Here is a 22,947-nt window from a genome sequence, read left to right on the forward strand (position 1 = left end):
ATCGTCGCTGAAAACAGTGTTGCCAAGAGTGAATAAAATGACTCTTTCTTTTTACACAATTATATGGACTTTATCTCAATGAGCCATATTGAGTTCAAAATTCCATCAGTTTGCATTGTTAAGGGAATCAATGGGCTATATTGAGTCCATAATTCCGTTATTTCGCAACGTTAATGTACTTAATGCGCCTCATTGAGTCCATAATTCCACAATTTCGCACCGTTACGGGAATCAACGCACCAGTTATCACCGGATTCCTGCCGCAAATGAAGAAGTGCTGAAGTAGTCTGTATCCCCCCAATATCCTCCTGCATTTTTTGTGCAAAAGTTAAAAAAGCAATGGAGAATGTTCGCTCCATTGCTTTTTATTTTTCGGAATCAGTATCTACTGGATCTAGCCAAGTCTGTGACCATTTTTCAATATCCTTCATTAGCGGCTCCAATGATAACCCTTTGTCAGTTAACGAGTATTCGATCCGGACAGGGGTTTCAGGAAACACATCTCGTTTGACAATTCCCTCTTGTTCTAACTCTTTAAGCCGTTCTGAAAGCACTCTTCCGCTTATTCCAATTGCTGCTTCAATCATGCTGAAGCGCTGCGGGCCATTTAATAGCTGATAGATAACCAATCCGGTCCATCTTTGGCTAATAATACTCATTGCCTTTTCAAATCTTGGACATATCAGAGATTTATTCATCTTGCATCACTCCCTCTTACATTATAACCCCCATTACTGCAAATAATAAAGTTACTTGACATATATAATTTATAAAAATATAATTACTTACATAAAGTAACTAACTTACATTAATTTAAGGAGGAACACGACTATGAATTTTCACCGTGAACCTAATGTTTTTGTTAGTCATGTTCATTTGAAGGTTGCTGATTTGCAGCGATCAATCGAATTTTATCAACAAGTGATTGGCTTTCAATTATTAGAGCAAACAGAGAACAAAGCAAGTTTATCAGCAGATGGAAAAACGGCGCTAGTAACAATTGAACAGCCTGAAAATATTCACCCGAAACAGCTTCGTACGACAGGGCTTTATCATTTTGCCCTTTTGCTTCCTTCTCGTTCAGATTTAGCTAAAGTGATTGAACACTATATAAAAATTGGCTATCCATTACAGGGAGCATCTGATCACCTTGTCAGTGAGGCACTTTATTTAGCTGACCCAGATGGGAATGGAATAGAAATCTATTCGGACCGCCCATCATCAACATGGAAATGGAATAATCAAGAAGTAGTCATGTCAACTGAACGTTTGGATATTGAAAGCATATTAGCCGAAGGCGATGGGAAGCCATGGGCTGGACTGCCTTCAGATACTTTAATGGGACATATTCATTTACATGTTTCTGAATTGCACAAGACCGAGGAGTTTTATTGCAAAGGGCTTGGATTTAACGTCGTCACTAGATATGGCGGCCAGGCGCTGTTTATTTCTACTGGGCGTTATCATCATCACATCGGTTTAAATACATGGAATGGAATAGGCGCTCCAGCTCCATCAGAAAATAGTGTTGGTTTGAAGCATTTTACGCTCGTTTACCCTAATGAGGAAGCAAGAAGCAGTGCTGTTGCAAATTTAGAGAAAATAGGGGCAGTTGTTACTCGAGAACACGGGCAATATTCAACGGCAGACCCTTCAGGGAATCCAATCCTGCTGAGCCTGTAAGTTCATTTTACACAATCTTCTCAACATGGTATTTTATCAATTGGGGGGAAATTAAATGAACATAACAGATAAAGCCCGGGACTTGCTAAAGCAAGTATTGCGGGATCATAACTCTACAGGTATACGAATATACTTTGCAGGCTTTGGCTGAGGAGGACCCCAAATGGGAATGGCTCTGGATGAGCCTGAAAAAAAGGACAAAGTCGTAATCATTAATGACATACAAGTCGCTATTGATCCACAATTGGAACATGAGGTGAATGAACTTGTCATTGAGTATGATCGTGGAAGAAATGCGATTGTGCTTAGCGGGAATGAAAGTGAATGTGTTTAATGAAAAGAACATTCGAATAGCAATAGAAAACAGTCCAATTATACGATAATTGGGCTGTTTTCTTATTATTGAGGGGTTTTCAGCTCAATCGATTGACGTTTTGTATACATTTGTATACAATGAAATAAATAACAATATGTATACAAATGTATACACAGGAAGGAGATCTGCTACATGAGAAATGAAAAATTTAAGGAGTTCAAGAAAGAGGGACACCATCGAGGGGAGCGTTCCAGAGGAAGAGAACATCATTCTCATCAGCGCGGTCCAAAAACCTTTCGCCGAGGAAGAGCGATTGCCTTTTTGGAAATGCTGAATCTTAAACACAATACGATTAAAGAACAACTAGAAAAACCTGAATTTCAATCGATTAATCAAATTCTAGTCGGTGAATTGAAAGCGATTGATATGGTAATTAACGAATTTATGCAGCTATTTGAACTGCATGAAATGGAAGTGGCTGAAACAGACAGGAAAGAATCTGGAGAACATGAAGAGAAGGGACTAGATATGAATGAAACGTATTAATATGTATATCGATTCTTTGTTTCAGAACCAGGATCCTATTCTTGAGGAAGTTCTTACAGCTATAAAGGAAAACGGTATGCGGAACATTTCGGTATCTCCTGCTTCCGGTAAACTTTTAACCATGCTTGTGTCTATTTCAGGGGCAAAAAATGTTCTGGAAATAGGAGCGTTAGGTGGCTATAGCGGAATCTGCCTTGCAAAAGGATTTGGAGAGGAAGGGAAGTTAACTTCCCTTGAATTAGAAGAGAGCTATGCCAAACTGGCATTCAGCAATCTAGCAAAAGCGGGTTTTGGCAAACAAGTATCCTATATGACTGGCGCTGCGATGCAAAACCTGGAAAAATTAGTTGAAGAGGATAAGCGATTTGATTTCTTTTTTATTGATGCGGATAAAGAAAACTATGAAAATTACTTAGAGTTTTGCATTAGACTAGCGGAACCAGATGCACTAATTGTTATGGACAACGTACTTGCAGGCGGAAGTGTTGCAGACCAAGACTCTCCACCTAAACGCCACACCGAATTTATGAAGAAATTTAATAAATTTGTGGCTAAGCATCCTCAATTAGAATCGATCCTTATTCCAATTGGTGATGGGATGACCGTTGCAAAAGTAAAGAAATAGGGTTAGCTCGTAAATAAAAATGCTTAGAGTAAATACTCTAAGCATTTTTGTATCGTTTTATGTATTAGTGTATCGCTGATTTAAACTTGCTTCCATGCGCTTCTTGCGTATCCATAATTGTCGTAAAGGCATTCGTATCTATTTCACCGATGATCGTTTTCAGTTTAGATATTTCTAATCGAGTAATGACGACATAAATGACTTCTTTCTCGTTATCTTTAAATCCGCCTTTGCCCTTCAACTTTGTTACGGTTCGCCCTAAGCGATCAATAATAGCGTCGGAAATTTCCTCGTAATGATCTGAAACGATGATGACTGCTTTTGTATCTCCCTCTAGTCCCTGGACGACAGAATCAATCATTTTTGAAGCAATATAGTAGGTAATGATTGAATACATGGCTTGTTCCCATCCTAAAACAAACCCTGCCCAGCCAAATACGAAAACATTAAAGAACATGACAAATTCACCAATTGAAAAGGGAAGCTTCTTTGTTAATAGTATACCTAGTATTTCGGTTCCGTCCAAAGCACCTCCATGACGGATTACCATACCGACCCCTGTTCCCAATAATAGTCCTCCGAAAACGGTTGCTAATAATGGTTCGGTTGTAAATGGAGAAATATGATGTAATTGAGGCTCGATGATCGCTAGTGCGACAATACCGAAAAGGGAGGAAAAGGCAAAGTTCTTTCCGATATTTTTATATCCTGAGTAGATAAAAGGGATATTAAAAACAAAAACAAGAATACCAAAGCTAATATCTGTTAGATGATTAATTAGCAAGGAGATCCCGATAATTCCGCCATCTATAATTGAGTTTGGAATTAAAAAAAGTTCAATTGCTAAAGCTGCCAGCGTTGCGCCGATAAGTAACATGATGTACCGATAAATAATATGCAGCTTACTTTCCGATCGATGTTTCTTTTCCATCATTCACCATCCTAATTTTTTGACTCGAAAAAAATAATACCGTTTTGACTCTTTTTTTTCAAATGATAACCCTTAGATAGTAAGTAGTTTCCCAATATTTCAATCGAAAATAACATAAATGTTTGAATATTTTTCTTGTTTACTGGAAAAATACAATCCGAGGTGATTCTTTGAAGAAAATGAAGTTTATTTCAGTTTTGGCGATATTCTTGATAACAATAAGCAGTCATTCCGTTTTTGCACAAGAGTTAAAAAAGCAAGAGGCAGATTGTTATCGAAAAAAGGATATCCGCAGTAAGGAGTTTAATGAGCAGGTAATGGAGGATATTTTTACAAGCTTTGGTCATAAGTATGAAGAAATTATTGATCAGAGTATGTATTTAAATATGATTGATTTAATGAAATATACGGTTCTATCTGGAAAAAGGGATAAGCGGCTAGAGAGTTTAAAGGATCACGTAAGCGGAGAGGCGGTAGGAGAAAAGAGGATTTACTTCTTCCATGGGGATCCTAATACTGCGTATATCTTCTATAAAGACCAAAGTAATAAAAATACAGTAGTCCATATAAAACGTGAAGAAAATGATTGGGTTGTTCTTGATAAACAAATAAAAAAGGGGAAGAAGATCCAGTATAGCCGGGAAAAATGTGAAGATGATTACTTTATGAAAAGAATGTTTCATAATTTATATCCTGAATAGGAAAGGTGCCGCAATGTTACGGCACCTTTTTCTTTCTGCATATTTTAGTGAATCGATTTTTTCTTAAATCTTCCTCCCCTGACTTCAGAAATATTTGCTACAGCAAGAAAGGCATTGGGATCCAGTTCTTCGACAATTGATTTTAACTTTGCTTCTTCCAGCCGAGTGATGACACAGAAAATAACTTTTTTATCATCACCGGTATATGCGCCTTCACCATTTAAATAAGTAACACCACGGCCAAGTCTTGCCAAAATGGCATCTCCAATTAATTTATGTTCTTCACTGATAATCCAGGCGGATTTTGATTCATCAAGTCCTTGAATGACAACGTCGATCGTCTTAAAAGCAATAAAGTAGGCGAGCACTGAATACATCGCACGATTCCAGCCAAATACAAAGCCGGCAGAAGCGAAGATGAAAATATTAAAGAACATAATGATTTCTCCAACTGAAAAGGGGAGCCTTTTATTCACTATGATCGCAAGGATTTCAGTACCGTCAAGGGACCCGCCATAGCGGATAACGATACCAACGCCAGTTCCGAGAATGATTCCGCCAAATACAGTAGCTAAAAGGGGATCTTTTGTAAAAACAGGAACATCGTGAAGAAGGAAAGTGGAAACAGATAGGACAGCAATCCCTAAAAGAGTTGATAAGGCAAAGGTTTTGCCGATCTGTTTGTACCCAATATAGAAGAAGGGGATATTCAAAATAAAGATAAATATACCTAGTTTTATGCTAGTGATATGAGACAAAATGATAGAAATGCCTACAATCCCGCCATCTAAGATTTTGTTTGGCACTAAGAACTCTTCAATTCCTACGCCCATTAAAATAGAGCCAAGAATAATAAAGAAGATGCTTTTTACTAGCTTTGTTTTTGTTAATCCTTTATGAACGGTTTGGATGACAGCATGCTCTGTTGATGGTTCAATCATATAGTTTCCCCCAATTGCTTACTTTTGTATGACAAGAAATACTCTTGTCAATTTTATACTCATTTATTCTTTCTATTATAACATTTTTTCAATTATTTCTTATAAAGGGAAACTTGGAAAATGTCAAAAATATCACAAAAAATTTAGGAAAAAGGTAAGATGTGATTGTTTGAAGAAGGAATTTTGTAATAAAATGTAGAACTTTTAACCTATAAGCCACTAAAAAATAGGAGTGATGAATGATGCAAAAGCAATTGAATGTGTTAATTTGTGATGACTCTGTCCTTATTAGAAAAAAGCTTAAAAACATATTAGAAGTTTGTAAATGTCATTCAATAGAGGAAGCAGAAGATGGAATTGCTGCCATTCAAAAGGCAAAGGAAATGAAGCCAGATTTAATTTTCATGGACATCGTTATGCCTGGGAAAGATGGAATTGAAGCTTTGGAAGAGATTATGAATGAAAATCCTGCTTTGAAGGTTGTCATGGCGTCATCTGCAGGGACTCAGTCCCATCTGAAACAAGCCCTTGATCTAGGTGCCTACGATTTTATTCAGAAGCCAATTACACTAGAGGCTGTAACAGCAATCATAGAGAAAATTATAAAAGAGGAAAAGGGGGTGAGCGCAAATGTTTAGCCAATATTTTGGGCATTATTTATTAAACAATGGGCTGCTTACTGCCCAGCAGCTGAAGCATGCGCTTGACCTGCAAAAAACGACCCATGTAAAATTCGGTGTTATTGCCGTTGATGAAGGCTTCTTAACCTCCAAACAAGTAGAGGAGATCCATGAAAAACAAAAGCAGCAGGATAAACGATTTGGAGAAATTGCAGTGGACCTTGGGTTTCTAACAAATGAACAAGTCGACCACATGCTATCATCACAAAAGAGTAACCATTTATATTTAGCACAGGCAGTCGTTGATCTAAACTATCTATCGATTGAAGAATTTACGAATGCTCTAAATGAATATAAGAAAATTCATAGTCTATCAGATGAAAAATTTGAAGCGATTAAGAGCGGCGATATTGATGCGATCGTTGAAAGCCTGATACATACAAATCATCCAGAAGAAGAGGCGTATACAGAGTACGTATCCTTATTTGTAAAAAATATCGTTCGGTTTATCGATGATGAAGTATATATAGAGGCAAGCGAGGCAAAAAATGTAGAGGCTGAATGGCTCGTTTCTCAAGAAATAACAGGGGCAAAACCATTTTGGACCGCCATTGCAGCAGATGAGAAAGTATTTTTAGAAATCGCCTCTGTATTTGCTGAGGAAGAATTAACAGAAGCGGATGAACTAGCACAAGCCTCAGTCAGTGAGTTTTTAAATTTACATAATGGCATCTTCCTTGTGAACATGTCTAATAAGGGTACCGAACTAGAAATGAAACCGCAAAAGGTAGATCATGCTTCTGCCGTTTCTGTACACAAGGAAAATAGCCTATGTATGTCCATCCACACCTCAAAAGGAAAGTTTCAGCTACTCTTTTCTCACTCGCCAGAAAATGTGATGGTTTCTGATAAACATAAAGAAAACCAGACTGTATAATATGTTTGAAAGCTGTCCGCTATTGGCCAGCTTTTCTTATTCAAAAAATCAAATAAACGGAATACATAGTAAAATTGACTGTGCTGCCTCCTCTTGTTAAAATGGTGAACATTATATTAAACTCATAATTACCTGTATATGTTCAGTAATATGGACTGGACGTTTCTACCGAGCTGCCGTAAATAGCTTGACTACATGGGAAAAAGTATTTTGCTAATCTAGTAAACTAGAAGGCAATTCATTCTCTTGTGTAAAATTTGGCAGCTTCGCTCATCGCGGAGCTTTTTTTATTTTTTAAGCTTTGGTAAATACTAGTATGAGGAACCATTTTAAATAAGGAGATACTCCAATGTCACAATTCTTTCAGTTCCAGCAAAGAGGGACAACGTATAAACAAGAGACGATCGCTGGATTTACAACTTTTTTATCAATGGCTTATATCTTAATCGTTAATCCAATTATATTAAGCCAGGCAGGAATGGATAAAGGGGCAGTTTTTACAGCAACCGCCTTGTCCATTATTGTCGGTTCTTTATTGATTGGTTTACTAGCAAATTACCCAATTGGTATTGGTCCAAGTATGGGTTTGAACTCTTTCTTTACCTTTTCCGTATGTATTGGCATGGGCATTCCATGGCAGACGGCATTAACGGGTGTGTTTGTGTCAGGTATTCTATTTGTTATCCTGAGCATGCTTAAAATCCGCGAAAAGATCATCAATGTGATTCCAAAAGATTTAAAGCATGCCATTGGGGCAGGAATTGGGTTTTTTATTGCTTTTATTGGACTAAAGAATGCGGGTATTGTAATCGGAAGTGAGGCAACATTCGTCTCACTCGGGGATTTGAAGTCACCTCCAACAATTCTTGCCATCTTTTGCTTTATCCTAACGATCATCTTGATGGTTAGGAATGTAAAAGGGGCCATTTTCTTAGGAATGGCCATTTCTGCAATTATCGGAATGGTTGCAGGCATCATAGATACCCCGGAAAAAATTGTCGGGGCCATTCCAAGCATGGCGCCAACTTTTGGCGAGGTCTTTTCACATCTAGATCAAATATTTACCCCTGAAATGATTGCGGTCATTTTCACCTTTTTATTCGTTGCATTTTTTGATACAGCTGGAGCTTTGATTGCTATAGCAAGTCAAGCAGGCTTGATGAAGGATAATCAGATTCCGAATGCAGGAAAGGCTCTGCTTGCTGATTCGAGTGCTACTGTCGTTGGGGCGGTGTTTGGAACTTCAACAACAGCGGCGATGATTGAATCAAATGCGGGGATTGCAGCCGGGGGAAGAACGGGGTTTACCTCTGTCATTATCTCTGCATGCTTTGCAGTAGCGCTCTTCTTTTCTCCGTTATTAGGTGTGGTTACTGCTGAAGTCACTTCGCCTGCACTTATTATTGTGGGAGCTTTAATGGCGATGGAAGTGAAGCAAATCGATTGGAGCAAGCTTGAAATAGCTGTTCCTGCATTTGTAACGATCTTAATGATGCCGTTGACGTACAGTGTAGCTACGGGGATTGCATTAGGCTTTATCCTCTACCCAGTGACCATGCTTGCTTTAGGGAAAGTTAAAGCTATTCATCCGATTATGTATGGGTTATGTATTGCGTTTATTGCTTATTTTGTCTATCTTTCTTAATTAGTAAGGCTGTCTAATCGCTGGACAGCCTTTTTGCATGGAAAAAAACCACCGAAAAGGTGGTTTGTCAGGAAAGACTAGTCCTTAATATCCTCTTTTATTTTTCCCATTAAAACTTTAAATTCTTCATGCATTTTCGCTTTATCCAAACCGAGGCTTTTCTTAATATCATGGTAAGATTGACCGCTCTTTTTCATTTGGATGAGCTCTTCTATGTCTTTATTGCTTGCCTTTGCCATCACTGCACCGCCAACGATAAATCGGAGAGGGATTCCTTCATCGGCCCAGGCTTTAATTTGCGCTTCTGTTTTCCCGGCATATTCAGCCACATTTTCAATAACGTCTTCTTTATGTTCTTCAAGGAATTTTTCTTTTTTCTCTTGGCATTTTTCTTTCATCTTTTTCATATCCAGGCCATAATGTGCAGCTGTTTTATCCCAGGAAGAATCGTTTTGTTTATATGTTTTAAGCACGTCATCAATCTTTTTATCTGCAAATTTTGCGATGTGTGCAGCTTTAAGGATTTCTTTTTTCGTATAGCCCTGAGCCTTAAGTCGCTGAAAATCAGCTTCCTTTATAAAGTGGCGGTGAGGGTTAGGAGGATTCTCCTGGTGTTTTCCGTCCTCTGCATTTGTTATTACTGGTGCTTGATTAAAGCCTGTACCTAACAGCAGGAAACTTAAGGCACAAACTAAAATAGAAAGTTTCTTCATTATTGCACACTCCTTCTTTTTGTTATAGACTTGTCCCGGTTATTAGCATATCCAAAAACAGAAAACACATGAGGAAAAAATTGGAGTTGTTTAAAGATAAAGGATATAATTTTTTCGATATCGAGAATTGTTCAGCTCCAGCGCCTATCGCCTATCAAACTTCAGGTCCCCTCCGCAACGATTGCGTCGACATCAGTTCGCTCCTCTCATTGTGTCTCCTTTATCGAAAGAACCGGCCCTTCCAGTTTGTAAGGCGATGACCAAGGCGCTTGCGCATTTCGTATTAAAAAGTTATTTTAATTGAAAAAAGGGTGACAGTTCGATTAAATAGAATAAATAGCAGTTTTAATTAGGGATGGTGTAAGATGAAAATTCTTGTCGTTGAAGATAATGAAAGTGTTTGTTCGATGCTAGAAATGTTTTTTATGAAGGAAGGGTATGAAGGCGAATTTGTGCATAATGGTCAGGATGGATTTGACCGTTTTAATAAAGGGAAATGGGATTTAATTATTGTTGATTGGATGCTTCCAATTATGGATGGGGTCACGCTATGCCGGAAAATAAGAGATTTAAGCCAGGTGCCGATTATTATGCTGACAGCAAAGGATAGTGAATCCGACCAAGTGCTTGGCCTTGAAATGGGGGCAGATGATTATGTGACAAAGCCATTTAGCCCATTAACATTAATGGCAAGAATAAAGGCAGTCACACGCCGCTATCAAATGGAAGCAGCGGAGAAGGAAGAGGGAAATACGATTTCCAGTCAATATTTTCAGATTAGCAAGGATTCACGAGAGGTTTCCTTTAAAGGGCAAATTCTTTCTAATTTAACACCAAAGGAATTTGATTTACTTTATTATTTCGTGAAAAATCCGAAGCAGGTTTTTTCCAGGGAGCAATTATTAGACCGTGTGTGGGGGTATGAATTTTATGGAGATGAGCGGACAGTCGATGTGCATATTAAGAGATTAAGAAGGAAAATTGGCACACCCGATCAGCCGTTTATCCAAACCGTCTGGGGAATCGGCTATAAATTTGATGAAACGGAAGCTAAGAATGAAGATTAAGTTTTTTTATCAAATTCTTATCAGTCATATTAGCATTCTCATTCTTGCCTTTCTTATTTTAAGCTTTTCCTTTTCACAGTTCGTTGAAAACTATATCTTTCAAAATAAAGTGGAGGAATTGGATGATTACGGGGAACAAATCTTAAAAGATTTAACTGTCAGACTAGAGGGAACGGAAAGTTTTTTAGAAGAATATAGCCAGATACTGAAAACAAGGCATATTCAATATATTCTTTTTAACTATGAAGGGAATGTCATTTATCCGCAATTACAAAGTGCACCCCTAATAAAGTTAACGGAGTCTGAGTGGAAGACCATTTCAAAAGGCAATCGGGTATCAGTGAAGCATGATATTAAACGATTTGGTCAGGAAGTGACGTATGTTGCTTTGCCATTCATGCAAGGCGATCGCTTAGCGGGAGGGGTTTTACTGCTATCGCCAATTACCGGGGCGATGGATATGGTTAGGCAATTAAACCGGTTTTTATTGTATACGATTGTGATCTCTTTATCAGCATCCATTTTGATCAGTCTTTTTTTATCTAAAAGCATTATTAGGAGGATCAAAAATTTCCGCAATGCTACATCAATGATATCAGCAGGAAATTATGATGTTCATGTCAAAGATACGTATCCGGATGAAATTGGTCAGCTTGCTACGGATTTCAATGAAATGGCTGCAAAGCTGAAGGAATCCAATGAAGAAATTGATCGGCTGGAAAATAGACGAAGAAAGTTCATTGCAGATGTTTCTCATGAAATGAGGACCCCGTTAACAACGATAAGCGGACTTGCAGAAGGAATTAAAGATCAGCTCATTCCTGAGGGAGATATTGAAAAAGGGATGATCCTCATTGATCGAGAGGCGAAAAGGCTGATACGTCTTGTTAACGAAAATCTGGATTATGAAAAAATTCGATCCAATCAGCTGAAATTAAACAAAATAGAAATTGAATTAACCGAAATTCTTGAGGTAGTGGAGGAACAGCTTGATTTACAGGCAGAAGAAAAAAATAATCAGATCGTGATTGAATGTGATAAGGAGATTACGGTCTTTGCTGATTATGACCGGCTCATTCAGATTATTGTCAATATCGTTAAGAATGCTATTCAATTCACGGACAATGGACTGATTACTTTAAGAGGAAAAGAAGAAGACAATTGGACAATGATTGAATTGGAGGATACAGGTGAAGGAATCGACCCTGAGGAAATTGAATCAATCTGGCTCCGGTTTTACAAAGCAGATCTGTCTAGGACGAACCAAGCATATGGGGAATTTGGGATTGGGCTTTCAATTGTAAAGCAATTAGTCCAGTTACATGAGGGAGAAATTGAAGTAAGCAGTGAAAAAGGCAAAGGGACGAAATTTACGATCCGTCTGCCAAAGATTTAATAGGAATAATAAAACCCCCAGCCTTATGGAGAAAAGGCTGGGGTGTTTATTTTTAGCAGTTAATTTAAACCACCTGTGTTTCAGTTATTGGCAGTGATTGCGGCTGCTGCTCATTTTCTTCCACACGAGTAACTTCAATGTATCGGATATGATGATCTTCCATATCGATAATTTTAAAAGCATAGGAGTCAAGGTAAATCGTATCTCCCTGCTTCGCTTCGTAATTTTCTGTTAAGATCCAGCCGCCAATTGTATCAACATCTTCATCGTCGATATCAATCCCCAGCAGATCACTTACTTCACTTACGAGAATTTTCGAATCGAAGATATAGTGTCCCTCTTTAATTTTTCGAACCTCAGGGACTTCATCCATATCGAATTCATCACGTATATCGCCAACAATTTCCTCAAGAATATCCTCTACAGTCACGAGTCCAGAAGTTCCGCCATATTCATCCATCAATATAGCCATATGAATTCTTTCCTTTTGCATTTTCAGGAGAAGATCATGAACTGGGATCGTATCAATGACACGGATAATCGGACGAGTGTAAGAATGCAGCGTATTCGTTGTAATTTCTCTATTCTTAATAAGATCAGTCATTACTTCTTTAATATTTACCAATCCGATGATATGGTCTTTATCTCCATCAATGATTGGATATCGTGTGAATTTTTCTTCATATACAGTCTGTAAAAAGCTTTCTAGTGTATCATCTTTTGAGAATGAAACGATTTCAGTTCTAGGAACCATAATTTCTTTTGCAATTCGGTTATCAAACTCAAAAATTTTATTTACATACTTAAACTCTGATTGGTTGATTTCGCCGCTTTCATAGCTTTCTGACAAGATGATTCGAAGTTCTTCTTCAGAATGGGCCAACTCGTGTTCGGAAGCAGGCTTTAGTCCAAATAAACCTGTTAGGAATCGTGCAGATCCGTTTAATGCCCAGATGAATGGATACATAATTTTGTAGAACAAAATCAATGGGCGAGCAGTGATCAGCGTTACTAACTCTGCTTTTTGAATGGCAAGTGTTTTTGGTGCCAGCTCTCCGACAACCACGTGCAGAAAAGTAATAAAAGCAAAAGCAATCCCAATGGAAAGAATATGTGATGCTGAACTTGGAATGTCAAACTCCGAGAAAACCGGGCGTAGCATATGTGCAATTGTTGGTTCCCCGAGCCACCCAATTCCTAGTGCAGTTATTGTTATTCCTAACTGGCAAGCAGATAAATACTCATCCAAATGACTAATCACTTTCTTTGCTGGTATTGCACTTTTATTGCCTTCTTCAATTAACTGGTCAATTCTTGAACTTCTAATCTTTACAATAGCAAATTCTGAAGTTACAAAAAATGCTGTCAAAGCAATTAAAATGGCTATAATAACCAAGTTTAATATGTCCAAATAAATTCCCTTAGCCCGAGTAACGGGTAAGGTGTCACCTCCTGATAATTTAAAAAATGTGTTAACTTGTTAAGCTCACAAGGGATTTTATTAATGTTGAGCCTTCTGTATTGAGTTTTCTTGATAAATCACTAATCTGTTCTTTATCAAGATGATTAATAAGAGGCAATAATACAGCTATTTCATTATGGAGCTGCTTAATTTGCTTAGTAACCAAATCAATCTGTTTTTCAACATCCCCAGTATGCATGTCTGTTTTGGACTTTAATTCTAGCTTTCTCTTAATCTCATCTAATGGAATATGCATAAGTTTGCATTCTTCAATAAAACGTAAGTCTGAAAGAACATCCTCAGAGTAGATTCGATAGTTTGACTTTGTGCGTTTGGCTTGAATAAGTCCGATGTTTGTATAGTAATCAATTGTTCTTTTGGATACATTAGCAATAGTTGCTAATTCGCCAATACGATAAACTGCCCCATCTTATCACCCCAGTTTAATGTATTTACACATATTATATGTTAGTTCAAACCATACAGTCAAACGTAACAGTTTGATAATGTGATTACTTTTATAATTATTCCTAACTATGTACGAATATGAGTTTCAACCAGTAGAAAAAATTAGAGGGATTGCTTTACAAAAAACAATTCCCTCATGAGCATCATTCAAGAAGAGCTTCATTTTCCCTTTTTACTTCGATATAGGAGATGTGATGACCTTCAATTTCCTTAATAATAAATTGAAACCCATCTTGCATGATAAAATCTCCTTGCTCTAAGTCAAATTTTTGGGTTAAAATCCAGCCTCCAAGTGTATCCACTTCATCTTCGTTTAAATCAGTTCCGAGCAAATCGTTTGTTTCTGATATAAGCAGCTTTGCATCTAAAATATAATGATCATGATCAATTTTTTGAACAAAAGGGAGCTCATCTGCATCAAATTCATCGCGAATTTCCCCGACGATTTCTTCAAGGATGTCCTCTGCAGTTACTAATCCAGCTGTTCCTCCATACTCATCAAATAAAATCGCCATGTGAGAGCGTTCTTTTTGCATTTTTACAAGGAGGTCATGGATTGGAATTGTCTCAATTACTCGAATAATTGGTTTAATATACTGTAAAACGGGCTTTTCATCTTCACATTTTTTTCTAATGCAATCTGTCAGTATTTCTTTCACGTTGATTAATCCGAGAATATTATCCTTATCTCCCCCGGTAACAGGATATCTAGTATATCTTTCATTCATAATAACATCGAGCACTTCTGAAAGAGTTGCATCTTCTTCAAGGCTAATAATTTCTGTTCGCGGAACCATAATTTCCTTCGCAATCCGATTATCAAATTCAAATATTCTATCGACATACTTGTACTCTGATTGATTAATTTCCCCGCTTTTTAAACTTTCAGATAGAATAATTCGTAATTCTTCTTCAGATAGGGCCATTTCTTGTTCGGAAACAGGCTTTAACCCAAACAATCCAGTTACAAATCTGGCCGAACCATTTAAAGCCCAGATGAATGGAAACATGATTTTATAAAACCAAATTAATGGTCCGGCAAAGGTTAATGTGATTTCCTCTGCTTTTTGAATCGCAAACGTTTTTGGAGCGAGCTCGCCAATAACGACATGCAGAAAGGTAACAACAGAGAAAGCGATAATGAAAGATAGGATATGGGTTAAAGATGGCTGCAATTCAAGTTTGGCAAACAAAGGATTCAATATCCTTTCAATGGTCGGTTCACCAAGCCACCCAAGCCCTAACGCCGTGATTGTAATTCCAAGCTGACAGGCTGATAAATACTCATCAAGATTCGTGATTACTTTTCTCGCTGCCTGAGCACGGACATTTCCTTCTGCAATTAATTGATCAATTCGGGATGAACGCACTTTTACCATCGCAAATTCAGATGCAACAAAAAAAGCGGTCAAAGTAATTAATAAGATAAGTAAAAAAATATTTAAGGCCATAGTTATTTCCTTACACATGATGTAAGGAGCGTTCACCTCCTTTATAATGTACTTTTCCCTTAAATTTATCTTTTTAGTAATTTTGCGGAAAAGTAATGGAATAATATCTTTTGACGGAATTTTGAACCTAGCATAGACGAAATTCAAATATATGTGCGTAGCGATTTCTTTTTGCGTATTTATAGAGGAGCATGCTGTTGCAAAAGCAGAGGATAAAAACGTTTACCGTATTCAGGGTTTTATCTTGAATTAGCTGTGGCCAAGGTTTTGAGACGAACATAAAGTATCAGGATGTCTTACAGTCTTACCTTATGGATAGCCATATGTGTGCCACATTGTATGTAACTTTAAATGGACTGTGTTTATTAGGTGTAAAGGATAAAGAAAAAAGACTCCTATAGAAGAAGTCTTCCTTGCATTGATATTAAAGCTGTTAGCTGTAGTTAGTTTCCCCAATCACGTGCAAGCATGCCGTAAACGGCTAAATCATGATAATGATCATATAGAAATTCACCGTCTCTAATGATGCCTTCTTGAACAAATCCTAATCTTTCTGGTATCGCACGGCTCTTAGCGTTGCCAATTCCACAGCGTATCTCCACTCGGTTGAGGTTAAGATCTAAGAAAGCATAATTGAGAAGGGCTTGAACACTCCTAGTCATGATGCCTTTTCCTTCGTTGCCCTTAGCTAAATAATAGCCGATGCTTGTCTGCCTGCTATTCCAATCGATTTGGTGAAAACCAATGGATCCGACAAGAGTCCCTTTATAGCGAATGCCTGTATTAAATCCATTATTATTCATAAACTGCTTAAGCCAAGTTGGAATAATCGAATGATACTGACTAGGCGATGACATACTATCAACCCATGGCAGCCACTCCCTTAAATGATGGCGATTAGCGTCTACTAAAGAATAAAGTTCTTCTGAATGGTGTAATTGAAATAATTGCAATTCAATATCTTGGTCAACTTTTAACGTAAACATAAGCAGCTCTCCTCTTCCGGATGAATTATTTCTATATGATAAATGGAAATACAGAATAAGTACACAGAATTTTAAAAAAAGGAAAAAACAAGAGGCCGACTCAATATGGGATGAGCCAGCCTCGTATTATTTTGTGTCAGCGATTGGCAGGGTAATCGTGAATACTGTTAAATCTGCATGTGTTTCACAAACCAATCTTCCTTTATGTTTTTCAATAATTTCTCTGCAAACGAATAGTCCTAAACCGGTTCCGAGTTTTTTTGTTGTTACAAACGGTTCAAAAATTGACTGGACCAGATGCTCTGGAATCATTGGACCGTTATTGGCTATTTCTAGCTTTATCGATTTATGATCTAAGGAGTAGCTTTTTATATCGATTAATGGATGTTTAGTATTTGGATTCAGCACATCAATGGCATTAAAAACAATATTAATTAGCACTTGGCGAATTTCGTCGGCATAGCCAAATAGATTAATATTTTCTTCTAAATTTTTCTGGATCTTTACTTTTCCATCTAAAATACTTGGATATAAGAATATAAGCACTTCTTCCACCAATTCATTTAATGAGAAAGTTGTTTTTTCTTTGCCGATCAATTCTTTTTTCGAAAGTAAGAGGAACTGTGAAATACGAAAATTTAACTGCTCTAATTCAATTGAAATAATATCCAAATATTTCATGTCTGGGTATTCTGATTTAAGCAGCTGAATAAAGCCTTGTACAGAAGTGAGCGGATTCCTGAATTCGTGAATAAAGCTAGAAGTCATCTGTCCTAATAATGTGAGTCGATCCTTATGGCTCGTATCGATAAATTTGGTTTTTTCCTCAATAATTTGATTTTTTGCATCGCTATAATAGGTGACCGAGAAGTAAAGAAATTGATCCAAACAATCATAAATTTGTTCTGAATAGACCTGAAGTTCTTGCCAGCTTATATCCATTTTTTTTAAATGTTTTTGAATGATTGATCGGCCTAAATTTACATTGTGAACAAACTCGCCAATATTCATTCCTGCTTTCACTCGCTGATCAGCAATAGAAATAGCAAACTTACGAATAACTCTTTCTAGATTCTCTTTTTCCCTCGTAAGACTTTGAATGACAAGATAAAAAATGACTTCTCCATTTTCCTCCATACGATCCTTATACGGATCTTCCGGGGAGACAAGAATATTCTCTCTCCATTCATTCAATAATTGAATTTTTTCCATCTGTAAAAATTCAACAACAGTTTCACTTATTCTCGTTACCATATTAACCTCCAGACTAGTTAAATAACCTATCATTCATATAAACTTCGCTATATTTTGCAAATTTCCTTTGTCGAAAAAGTACGAATAAAAAAACAGTACTTCGAGACTACACTGACCCTGTCGAAATGAAAACAATAATGGATGTGATTTTTATCGCAGAATTAATGAAAAAAACTTGGTATAAATAAAGATAATCATTCTCAATTAAATTAATAGAAGAAATCAGGTGGACTTCGTGCTTGGGAAGTTAAACAAAGGTGAAAAGTGCAAGATTATCGATATTTCCCGGATTGATCTTTTAGTCCGGAGAAGATTGCTTGATTTAGGAATAACTGAAGGTACAGAAGTGTGTATTAAATGCTATATGCCATTTGGCGGCCCTATTATGGTCGAGTCTTGCGGTCAATGTATTGGGATTCGAAGAGTAGAAGCCGTCCAAATTGAAGTGGAGAGACTATAATGGATATCGCTCTAATTGGTAACCCTAATACTGGAAAAACATCACTTTTTAATAACCTTACAGGTTCGTATGAGTATGTAGGCAACTGGAGCGGAGTTACAGTTGAAAAAAAGGTTGGTCAATTTAAAAATAAGAAAGATAAGTTAATAGATTTGCCAGGAATCTATTCGTTAACCCCTTTATCTAAGGATGAAGGGGTTGTGACACAATTTCTCTTATCTGAGAATGTGGACAAAATGATCAATATTCTGGATGCATCTCAATTAGAACGAAACCTTCATTTAACAATTCAGCTATTGGAATATGGGAAGCCTGTCGTCATTGGGCTCAATATGATGGATGTTGCGCTGAAACGCGGTTTTCAGATTGAACCGAATCAACTCTCTAATCAAATAGGTATTCCGCTTAAACCTGTTATTGCAAGAACAGGGAAGGGATGCGATATGTTAGCTGAAGCTGTTACAAGTGAAAGGTTGCCTGAACCCAATGCCAGAATTGTTGATTATGGTAAAGATATAGAGGAAGCCATTTTAAGGTTTGAGAAATTATTTGATAATAAGCCTAATCAGTCGACAAGATGGCTTGCTTTGCAGATGTTTGAGGGAAATCAATATGTAATAAAATATCTTGAAAATTATATAGAATCAGAGCAGCTTAATCAATTTTTACTTGAAATCAAGGATGCAATAAAAAAGAGCGCTGGTACCTCTATCGATCAATTTATTTTTCGAAAAAGAAAAGAAACCATTAATCAAATAATGACAGATGCCTATATTAAGAGGGAACAAATAATAACACCTTTATCTGAGAAAATTGATGCGATTGTAACGAATAAAATCCTCGGCTTGCCAATTTTCTTTCTGCTCATGTATTTGATGTTTATGCTAACCTTTGATTGGCTTGGATTTCCTTTATCCGATTTACTGGATGGCTTCATAACAGGACCCTTGTCTCAAACGATTGAAAATCTATTACAAGCTGCTGGCGCCTCTGCTTTTATCCATTCATTAATTCTTGATGGAATTGTAGCCGGTGTTGGAGGAGTGCTCGTATTTGTTCCACAAATCTTTATCTTATTCTTTTTCATTTCGCTTCTTGAAGACTCAGGTTATATGGCAAGAGTTGCCCTCGTTATGGACCGATTGATGGAGGCGGTAGGATTAAACGGCAAGGCGTTTATTCCAATGATGATCGGATTTGGCTGTAATGTACCAGGAATTATGGCGGCGAGGACGATTGAGACACCAAAGGAAAGATTGTTAACTATTCTATTAACTCCATTAATGTCTTGTTCTGCCCGATTACCTGTGTACGCATTGTTTGTAGGTGCGTTTTTTGTGCAGCAAAAAGCTTTTATCGTCCTATCCTTATATATATTAGGGATTGCTGTTGCGCTTATTTTGGCGAAGCTATTTTCCTCCACGATTTTAAAAGGCGAGACTTCCTTCTTTGTAATTGAATTGCCTCCATACCGTCTGCCGCAATTTCAGGCACTGTGGAGAAGCACGTGGGATAAGGGGAAGGGATTCGTAAAAAAAGCAGGAACATTTATTTTTGCCGGTTCTGTATTTATTTGGCTCTTATCTTACATCGGACCAGGTGGAATGGATGTTGCATTAGATGATAGCTACTTAGCAGCAATTGGCGGATTCATTGCACCGCTTTTTGAACCCATTGGATTTAATACATGGCAGGCTGGAGCTTCCCTAATAACAGGATTTTTGGCTAAAGAGGCAATTATTTCGACAATGAACATTATATATTTCGTTCCAGATGAAGCGAGTCTGCAAGGATTGCTGTCCGATTACTTCACTCCGCTGGCAGGCTACAGCTTTATGGTATTCATCCTCTTATATATTCCTTGTTTAGCAACAGTTGCAACGATCTATAAAGAAACAGGTTCGAAAAAATGGACTGCATTTTCTATGGTCTATGCACTCATTGCCGCTTATCTGTTAGCTTTGATCATCTATCAGGGCGGTAAGCTGCTAGGGTTTATGTAATCCACGTTATCCTTGAGTTGGAGGGAATGAGATGATTGTAAACTTGATAATTGGCGGACTTATTTTTGGGTATGCAAGCTGGTCCTTCATAAAATTTATAAAAAAATCAAAGCAAGGGAAATGTGCAGGATGTTCGTCGAGAAATTCCTGTACTAGCACCTGTCATTCAATCTCTGATGTACCAATAAAAAAGTAAATTTTAGCATGGAAACTGTTGTCTCTTTGACAGCAGTTTTTTACATGTCTATTTAAAAAGAATGTTGTTGAATTAGTTAAGAGAAAAGCACTGATTGCAATGCAATAACCGCTTTTTAATTTGCTATCTATGCAGATGCTCTTTTATAATTACATTAAAGTGTAATAATACACAAAAAGAATAAAGGGAATGAAGAGAGCCTTGACACGTGATGAAATTATTTCTAAAGTATCGGAGAAAATACGCCTAATCCGGACGGAAGCTGGATATACACAAGATAAAATGGCAGAAATCATTGGAATTTCGAAAAAAACACTTGTTCAAATTGAAAAGGGGCGAGTGGATGCTGGATGGTCTACGGTTGTTGTTGTATGTGCCCTGTTCAGGGAAACGGAAACGGTAAGATTTTTGTTTGGAGACGAACCGTTAGAAGTGCTGGAAACCATTGCCCGCGAAGGGATAGACTATCGCAGGGAAAAAACAATGGGCGGGAAAATTTGGTGGAAGGAAATTGACCGGAAGAATGGACTGTTATTACAGCAAAATATCATCAGTCAGCACTTTCGAATTATTGATGAGGATCATTTTCGAATTTATAGCAGTTTCGATGAAGCTTCTTCAAAGGAACGATTTACTGAATTAGTGTTTGAATCAGAGAAAAAATGAGTGTAAAAATTTTTCATAAAAAAAATGAACGAATCATGCACATGATCGTCTTATCAATGTAATAATAATTGCGGAAATGGGATGATGGAAAGAGAGGAATAGATGCCATGGAAGAGGGAGAGCTCATAAAAAGCGCAAAAAGTGGTGATAAACGCGCTTTTGCCATGCTTTTTCATCAAAATTATTCCTTCTTGGTCAAGTATTTAATGAAAGTAACAATGAATCCTGATACTGCAGAGGAACTAGCCCAGGAGACAATGGCGAGATGTATTGAGAAAATCCATTTATATCAGGGAAAATCGAAATTTTCCTCCTGGCTCATTACAATCGCGACGAATTTATATATCGACCAGCAGCGGAAAAAGAAAAGAGAAAAAAATTGGCAGCAGCAAGAGGATCTATACAGGAAGCTGAAGTGGCAGCTTGAAAGCAGAAACGAAGAATGGACAGATGCATTATCGGCGTTAGGCAAAATAGCTGATAATGTTCGCATACCAATTATTTTAAAACATTACTATGGATATTCTTATGATGAAATTGGCGAGATGATGAAACTTTCTTCAGGAACAATTAAATCGAGGGTTCATAATGGGATCCTTGCTGTTAGAAAGGAGCTGAGGCTTAATGAATGAACGGAAAAATGGAATGGATAACAACTATGCAGATGATGCAAGCTTCCTGGAGACGATTAAAGAAATTGAAAACAGCTTGGAATCAGTTGAGCAACATGCACCAGTCTATACACCCAATTTAGAGTGGTTTGAAAATATCGTGATCGAAAAGAAACAGCAATTAAGGAAAAAACTAATTTTCGATGTATCCATTTTTTCTATTGTTGCCCTTCTAGTTTTAAGTGCAGTTCTATTTATGTTATATAACATTCCGGTGGTTTTCTTCGCTTTACAAGGATTGTTTTCTATTTCTATCATCGGTTACTATTCACTCCGATTTATTAAGCAGGTGAAAGAAACATGAATGAAGAAATTCCGGTTCCATTCCTCATCATTGTCGCTATGATTCTAATTTGTCAAAGCATCTTTCTGTTCATACATGCAAGGAAATATAGCCATAATTATTGGTTTTGGGGCATCGTCGGTCTTATTCAAGCACCGATGCCGACTCTTGTTTATCTTATCTTCGTACGTAAAGTATTTCATAAAAAGAATTCTAAAGGAATGAAGGAATAGTGGGAATTATCAAGCGGATATTTCTACTTATCGCTGGTTTGGGACAAATCCTAGCAATCATCTTGCTTTTCATCAATTTGAAGGCAGCGGTTATTTTCTATCTTATTAATATTTTATTGATAGTTGGGGTTGTCATCGTATTATTAATTGAACGAATAAAAGAAAAAGAGGAGGACGATCGAAATGATTATCGTAACTACTGAATATGTACCTGGAAAAGAAATTAAAGAATTAAAAGGCTTTGTTAGAGGAAGTACCGTCCAAACAAAGCATATCGGTAAAGACATCCTAGCTGGGTTAAAAACGATTGTCGGCGGGGAAATTGGAGAATATACAGAAATGATGGATGAGGCAAGACAGAAGGCCATCGGCCGAATGGCTGAGGATGCTAAAGCCAAAGGAGCAAATGCCATAGTTAGCATGCGCTTGCAAACATCTGCAGTCATGCAAAATGCGGCTGAAATTATTGCCTATGGAACGGCTGTCGTTGTAGAATAAATCGGATGTAAAAAGAGAATATATGTTTATTAAAAGTTCATAAAGTTTTCACCATCCTGTCACAGAATGCACTGAGTCCTCCTGAACTTGTGTGGTACTTTTAAAGTATAAATTTCATTTCTTAGGAGGCTTTAAAATGGAATTATTAACAGTTACGTTTGCTATTGCTAGCGTCATGGTCCTAGCTTACTTTGT

The 22,947-nt window shown here is 37.3% G+C and carries 28 protein-coding genes and 1 riboswitch; of the genes, 19 read left to right on the forward strand and 9 right to left on the reverse strand.

The genetic code is table 11. The annotated features are described in order from the left end of the window. Positions 1-365: 365 nt before the first annotated feature. Positions 366-698, reverse strand: a complete 333-nt coding sequence (locus ASU02_RS11275) for a winged helix-turn-helix transcriptional regulator (RefSeq protein WP_057763579.1) — start codon at positions 696-698, stop codon at positions 366-368. A gap of 133 nt (positions 699-831) precedes the next feature. On the opposite strand from ASU02_RS11275, the gene ASU02_RS11280 reads away from it, so the two are divergent. From ASU02_RS11280 to ASU02_RS11290, 4 genes are all read left to right on the forward strand, one after another. Further along, positions 832-1,683, forward strand: a complete 852-nt coding sequence (locus ASU02_RS11280) for a VOC family protein (RefSeq protein WP_057763581.1) — start codon at positions 832-834, stop codon at positions 1,681-1,683. A 163-nt stretch (positions 1,684-1,846) separates the two neighbouring features. Further along, positions 1,847-2,017: a hypothetical protein gene (locus ASU02_RS26410; RefSeq protein WP_157684510.1), complete on the forward strand. Its 171-nt coding sequence runs from the start codon at positions 1,847-1,849 to the stop codon at positions 2,015-2,017. Positions 2,018-2,191: 174 nt separating this feature from the next. After that, a complete protein-coding gene (locus ASU02_RS11285) occupies positions 2,192-2,545 on the forward strand; it encodes a hypothetical protein (RefSeq protein WP_057763583.1) in 354 nt (117 codons plus the stop codon). Then, complete coding sequence (locus ASU02_RS11290) at positions 2,532-3,170, forward strand: O-methyltransferase (protein WP_057763586.1); 639 nt, start codon at positions 2,532-2,534, stop codon at positions 3,168-3,170. The genes ASU02_RS11285 and ASU02_RS11290 overlap by 14 nt, the downstream gene beginning before the upstream one ends. A 64-nt stretch (positions 3,171-3,234) precedes the next feature. Here the strand turns inward: ASU02_RS11290 and ASU02_RS11295 are convergent, their stop codons facing one another. Further along, positions 3,235-4,104 carry a YitT family protein gene (locus tag ASU02_RS11295; protein WP_057763588.1) on the reverse strand — a complete coding sequence of 290 codons (870 nt, stop codon included), beginning with the start codon at positions 4,102-4,104 and terminating at the stop codon, positions 3,235-3,237. A 167-nt stretch (positions 4,105-4,271) separates the two neighbouring features. Here ASU02_RS11295 and ASU02_RS11300 point away from each other — a divergent pair, with 167 nt between their 5' ends. After that, positions 4,272-4,802, forward strand: coding sequence for a hypothetical protein (locus ASU02_RS11300; protein ID WP_057763590.1), 531 nt, complete (start codon positions 4,272-4,274; stop codon positions 4,800-4,802). Positions 4,803-4,846: 44 nt separating this feature from the next. On the opposite strand, the gene ASU02_RS11305 is transcribed toward ASU02_RS11300, so the two are convergent. Next, a complete protein-coding gene (locus ASU02_RS11305) occupies positions 4,847-5,743 on the reverse strand; it encodes a YitT family protein (RefSeq protein WP_057763593.1) in 897 nt (298 codons plus the stop codon). A gap of 242 nt (positions 5,744-5,985) precedes the next feature. On the opposite strand from ASU02_RS11305, the gene ASU02_RS11310 reads away from it, so the two are divergent. The 3 genes from ASU02_RS11310 (at position 5,986) to ASU02_RS11320 (ending at position 8,945) form a co-directional block, all read left to right on the forward strand. After that, positions 5,986-6,381: a response regulator transcription factor gene (locus tag ASU02_RS11310; RefSeq protein ID WP_198317431.1), complete on the forward strand. Its 396-nt coding sequence runs from the start codon at positions 5,986-5,988 to the stop codon at positions 6,379-6,381. Then, complete coding sequence (locus tag ASU02_RS11315) at positions 6,374-7,300, forward strand: hypothetical protein (RefSeq protein ID WP_057763597.1); 927 nt, start codon at positions 6,374-6,376, stop codon at positions 7,298-7,300. The genes ASU02_RS11310 and ASU02_RS11315 overlap by 8 nt, the downstream gene beginning before the upstream one ends. A 112-nt stretch (positions 7,301-7,412) precedes the next feature. After that, positions 7,413-7,514: riboswitch (purine riboswitch) on the forward strand. Between the two features lie 135 nt (positions 7,515-7,649). Continuing rightward, the gene (locus ASU02_RS11320) at positions 7,650-8,945 is read left to right on the forward strand and encodes an NCS2 family permease (protein ID WP_057763599.1); all 1,296 of its coding nucleotides are present in this window, start codon (positions 7,650-7,652) and stop codon (positions 8,943-8,945) included. Between the two features lie 77 nt (positions 8,946-9,022). Here ASU02_RS11320 and ASU02_RS11325 read toward each other — a convergent pair whose 3' ends face one another. Then, positions 9,023-9,658 (reverse strand): hypothetical protein, encoded by a 636-nt coding sequence (locus ASU02_RS11325; RefSeq protein ID WP_057763601.1) that lies wholly within the window; start codon positions 9,656-9,658, stop codon positions 9,023-9,025. Positions 9,659-10,023: 365 nt separating this feature from the next. On the opposite strand from ASU02_RS11325, the gene ASU02_RS11330 reads away from it, so the two are divergent. Next, positions 10,024-10,725, forward strand: a complete 702-nt coding sequence (locus ASU02_RS11330) for a response regulator transcription factor (protein WP_057763602.1) — start codon at positions 10,024-10,026, stop codon at positions 10,723-10,725. Next, a complete protein-coding gene (locus ASU02_RS11335) occupies positions 10,715-12,121 on the forward strand; it encodes a sensor histidine kinase (protein WP_057763605.1) in 1,407 nt (468 codons plus the stop codon). The genes ASU02_RS11330 and ASU02_RS11335 overlap by 11 nt, the downstream gene beginning before the upstream one ends. Before the next feature lie 64 nt (positions 12,122-12,185). Here the strand turns inward: ASU02_RS11335 and ASU02_RS11340 are convergent, their stop codons facing one another. From ASU02_RS11340 to ASU02_RS11360, 5 genes are all read right to left on the reverse strand, one after another. Continuing rightward, the gene (locus ASU02_RS11340; protein WP_057763607.1) at positions 12,186-13,532 is read right to left on the reverse strand and encodes a hemolysin family protein; all 1,347 of its coding nucleotides are present in this window, start codon (positions 13,530-13,532) and stop codon (positions 12,186-12,188) included. Between the two features lie 61 nt (positions 13,533-13,593). Further along, a complete protein-coding gene (locus ASU02_RS25820; RefSeq protein WP_082631771.1) occupies positions 13,594-13,995 on the reverse strand; it encodes a MerR family transcriptional regulator in 402 nt (133 codons plus the stop codon). Positions 13,996-14,194: 199 nt separating this feature from the next. Further along, the gene (locus ASU02_RS11350; protein ID WP_057763906.1) at positions 14,195-15,502 is read right to left on the reverse strand and encodes a hemolysin family protein; all 1,308 of its coding nucleotides are present in this window, start codon (positions 15,500-15,502) and stop codon (positions 14,195-14,197) included. A gap of 443 nt (positions 15,503-15,945) precedes the next feature. Then, positions 15,946-16,488: a GNAT family N-acetyltransferase gene (locus ASU02_RS11355; protein ID WP_057763611.1), complete on the reverse strand. Its 543-nt coding sequence runs from the start codon at positions 16,486-16,488 to the stop codon at positions 15,946-15,948. 126 nt (positions 16,489-16,614) lie between these two features. After that, entirely contained in the window at positions 16,615-17,742 is a 1,128-nt protein-coding gene (locus ASU02_RS11360) for a histidine kinase N-terminal domain-containing protein (RefSeq protein WP_057763613.1), read from the reverse strand. Between the two features lie 235 nt (positions 17,743-17,977). Here ASU02_RS11360 and ASU02_RS11365 point away from each other — a divergent pair, with 235 nt between their 5' ends. The 9 genes from ASU02_RS11365 (at position 17,978) to ASU02_RS11405 (ending at position 22,752) form a co-directional block, all read left to right on the forward strand. Then, positions 17,978-18,202 (forward strand): FeoA family protein, encoded by a 225-nt coding sequence (locus ASU02_RS11365; RefSeq protein WP_057763615.1) that lies wholly within the window; start codon positions 17,978-17,980, stop codon positions 18,200-18,202. After that, entirely contained in the window at positions 18,202-20,205 is a 2,004-nt protein-coding gene (gene feoB / locus ASU02_RS11370) for a ferrous iron transport protein B (RefSeq protein ID WP_057763617.1), read from the forward strand. Before ASU02_RS11365 ends, feoB begins: the two co-directional genes overlap by 1 nt. 31 nt (positions 20,206-20,236) lie before the next feature. After that, positions 20,237-20,401, forward strand: a complete 165-nt coding sequence (locus tag ASU02_RS11375) for a FeoB-associated Cys-rich membrane protein (protein ID WP_057763619.1) — start codon at positions 20,237-20,239, stop codon at positions 20,399-20,401. A 201-nt stretch (positions 20,402-20,602) separates the two neighbouring features. Further along, a complete protein-coding gene (locus tag ASU02_RS11380) occupies positions 20,603-21,067 on the forward strand; it encodes a helix-turn-helix transcriptional regulator (protein ID WP_057763907.1) in 465 nt (154 codons plus the stop codon). Positions 21,068-21,174: 107 nt separating this feature from the next. Then, positions 21,175-21,699: an RNA polymerase sigma factor SigY gene (sigY, locus tag ASU02_RS11385; protein WP_057763621.1), complete on the forward strand. Its 525-nt coding sequence runs from the start codon at positions 21,175-21,177 to the stop codon at positions 21,697-21,699. Next, the gene (locus ASU02_RS11390; RefSeq protein ID WP_057763623.1) at positions 21,692-22,042 is read left to right on the forward strand and encodes a YxlC family protein; all 351 of its coding nucleotides are present in this window, start codon (positions 21,692-21,694) and stop codon (positions 22,040-22,042) included. The genes sigY and ASU02_RS11390 overlap by 8 nt, the downstream gene beginning before the upstream one ends. Continuing rightward, positions 22,039-22,254 (forward strand): hypothetical protein, encoded by a 216-nt coding sequence (locus ASU02_RS11395; RefSeq protein WP_057763625.1) that lies wholly within the window; start codon positions 22,039-22,041, stop codon positions 22,252-22,254. The genes ASU02_RS11390 and ASU02_RS11395 overlap by 4 nt, the downstream gene beginning before the upstream one ends. Further along, a complete protein-coding gene (locus tag ASU02_RS11400) occupies positions 22,254-22,457 on the forward strand; it encodes a hypothetical protein (protein WP_057763627.1) in 204 nt (67 codons plus the stop codon). Before ASU02_RS11395 ends, ASU02_RS11400 begins: the two co-directional genes overlap by 1 nt. Next, positions 22,438-22,752, forward strand: coding sequence for a YbjQ family protein (locus ASU02_RS11405; protein WP_057763629.1), 315 nt, complete (start codon positions 22,438-22,440; stop codon positions 22,750-22,752). The genes ASU02_RS11400 and ASU02_RS11405 overlap by 20 nt, the downstream gene beginning before the upstream one ends. Positions 22,753-22,947 lie beyond the last annotated feature (195 nt).

The sequence above is a fragment of the Cytobacillus praedii genome, from assembly GCF_001439605.1.
GTDB classification, from domain to species: Bacteria; Bacillota; Bacilli; order Bacillales; family Cytobacillaceae; genus Cytobacillus; species Cytobacillus praedii.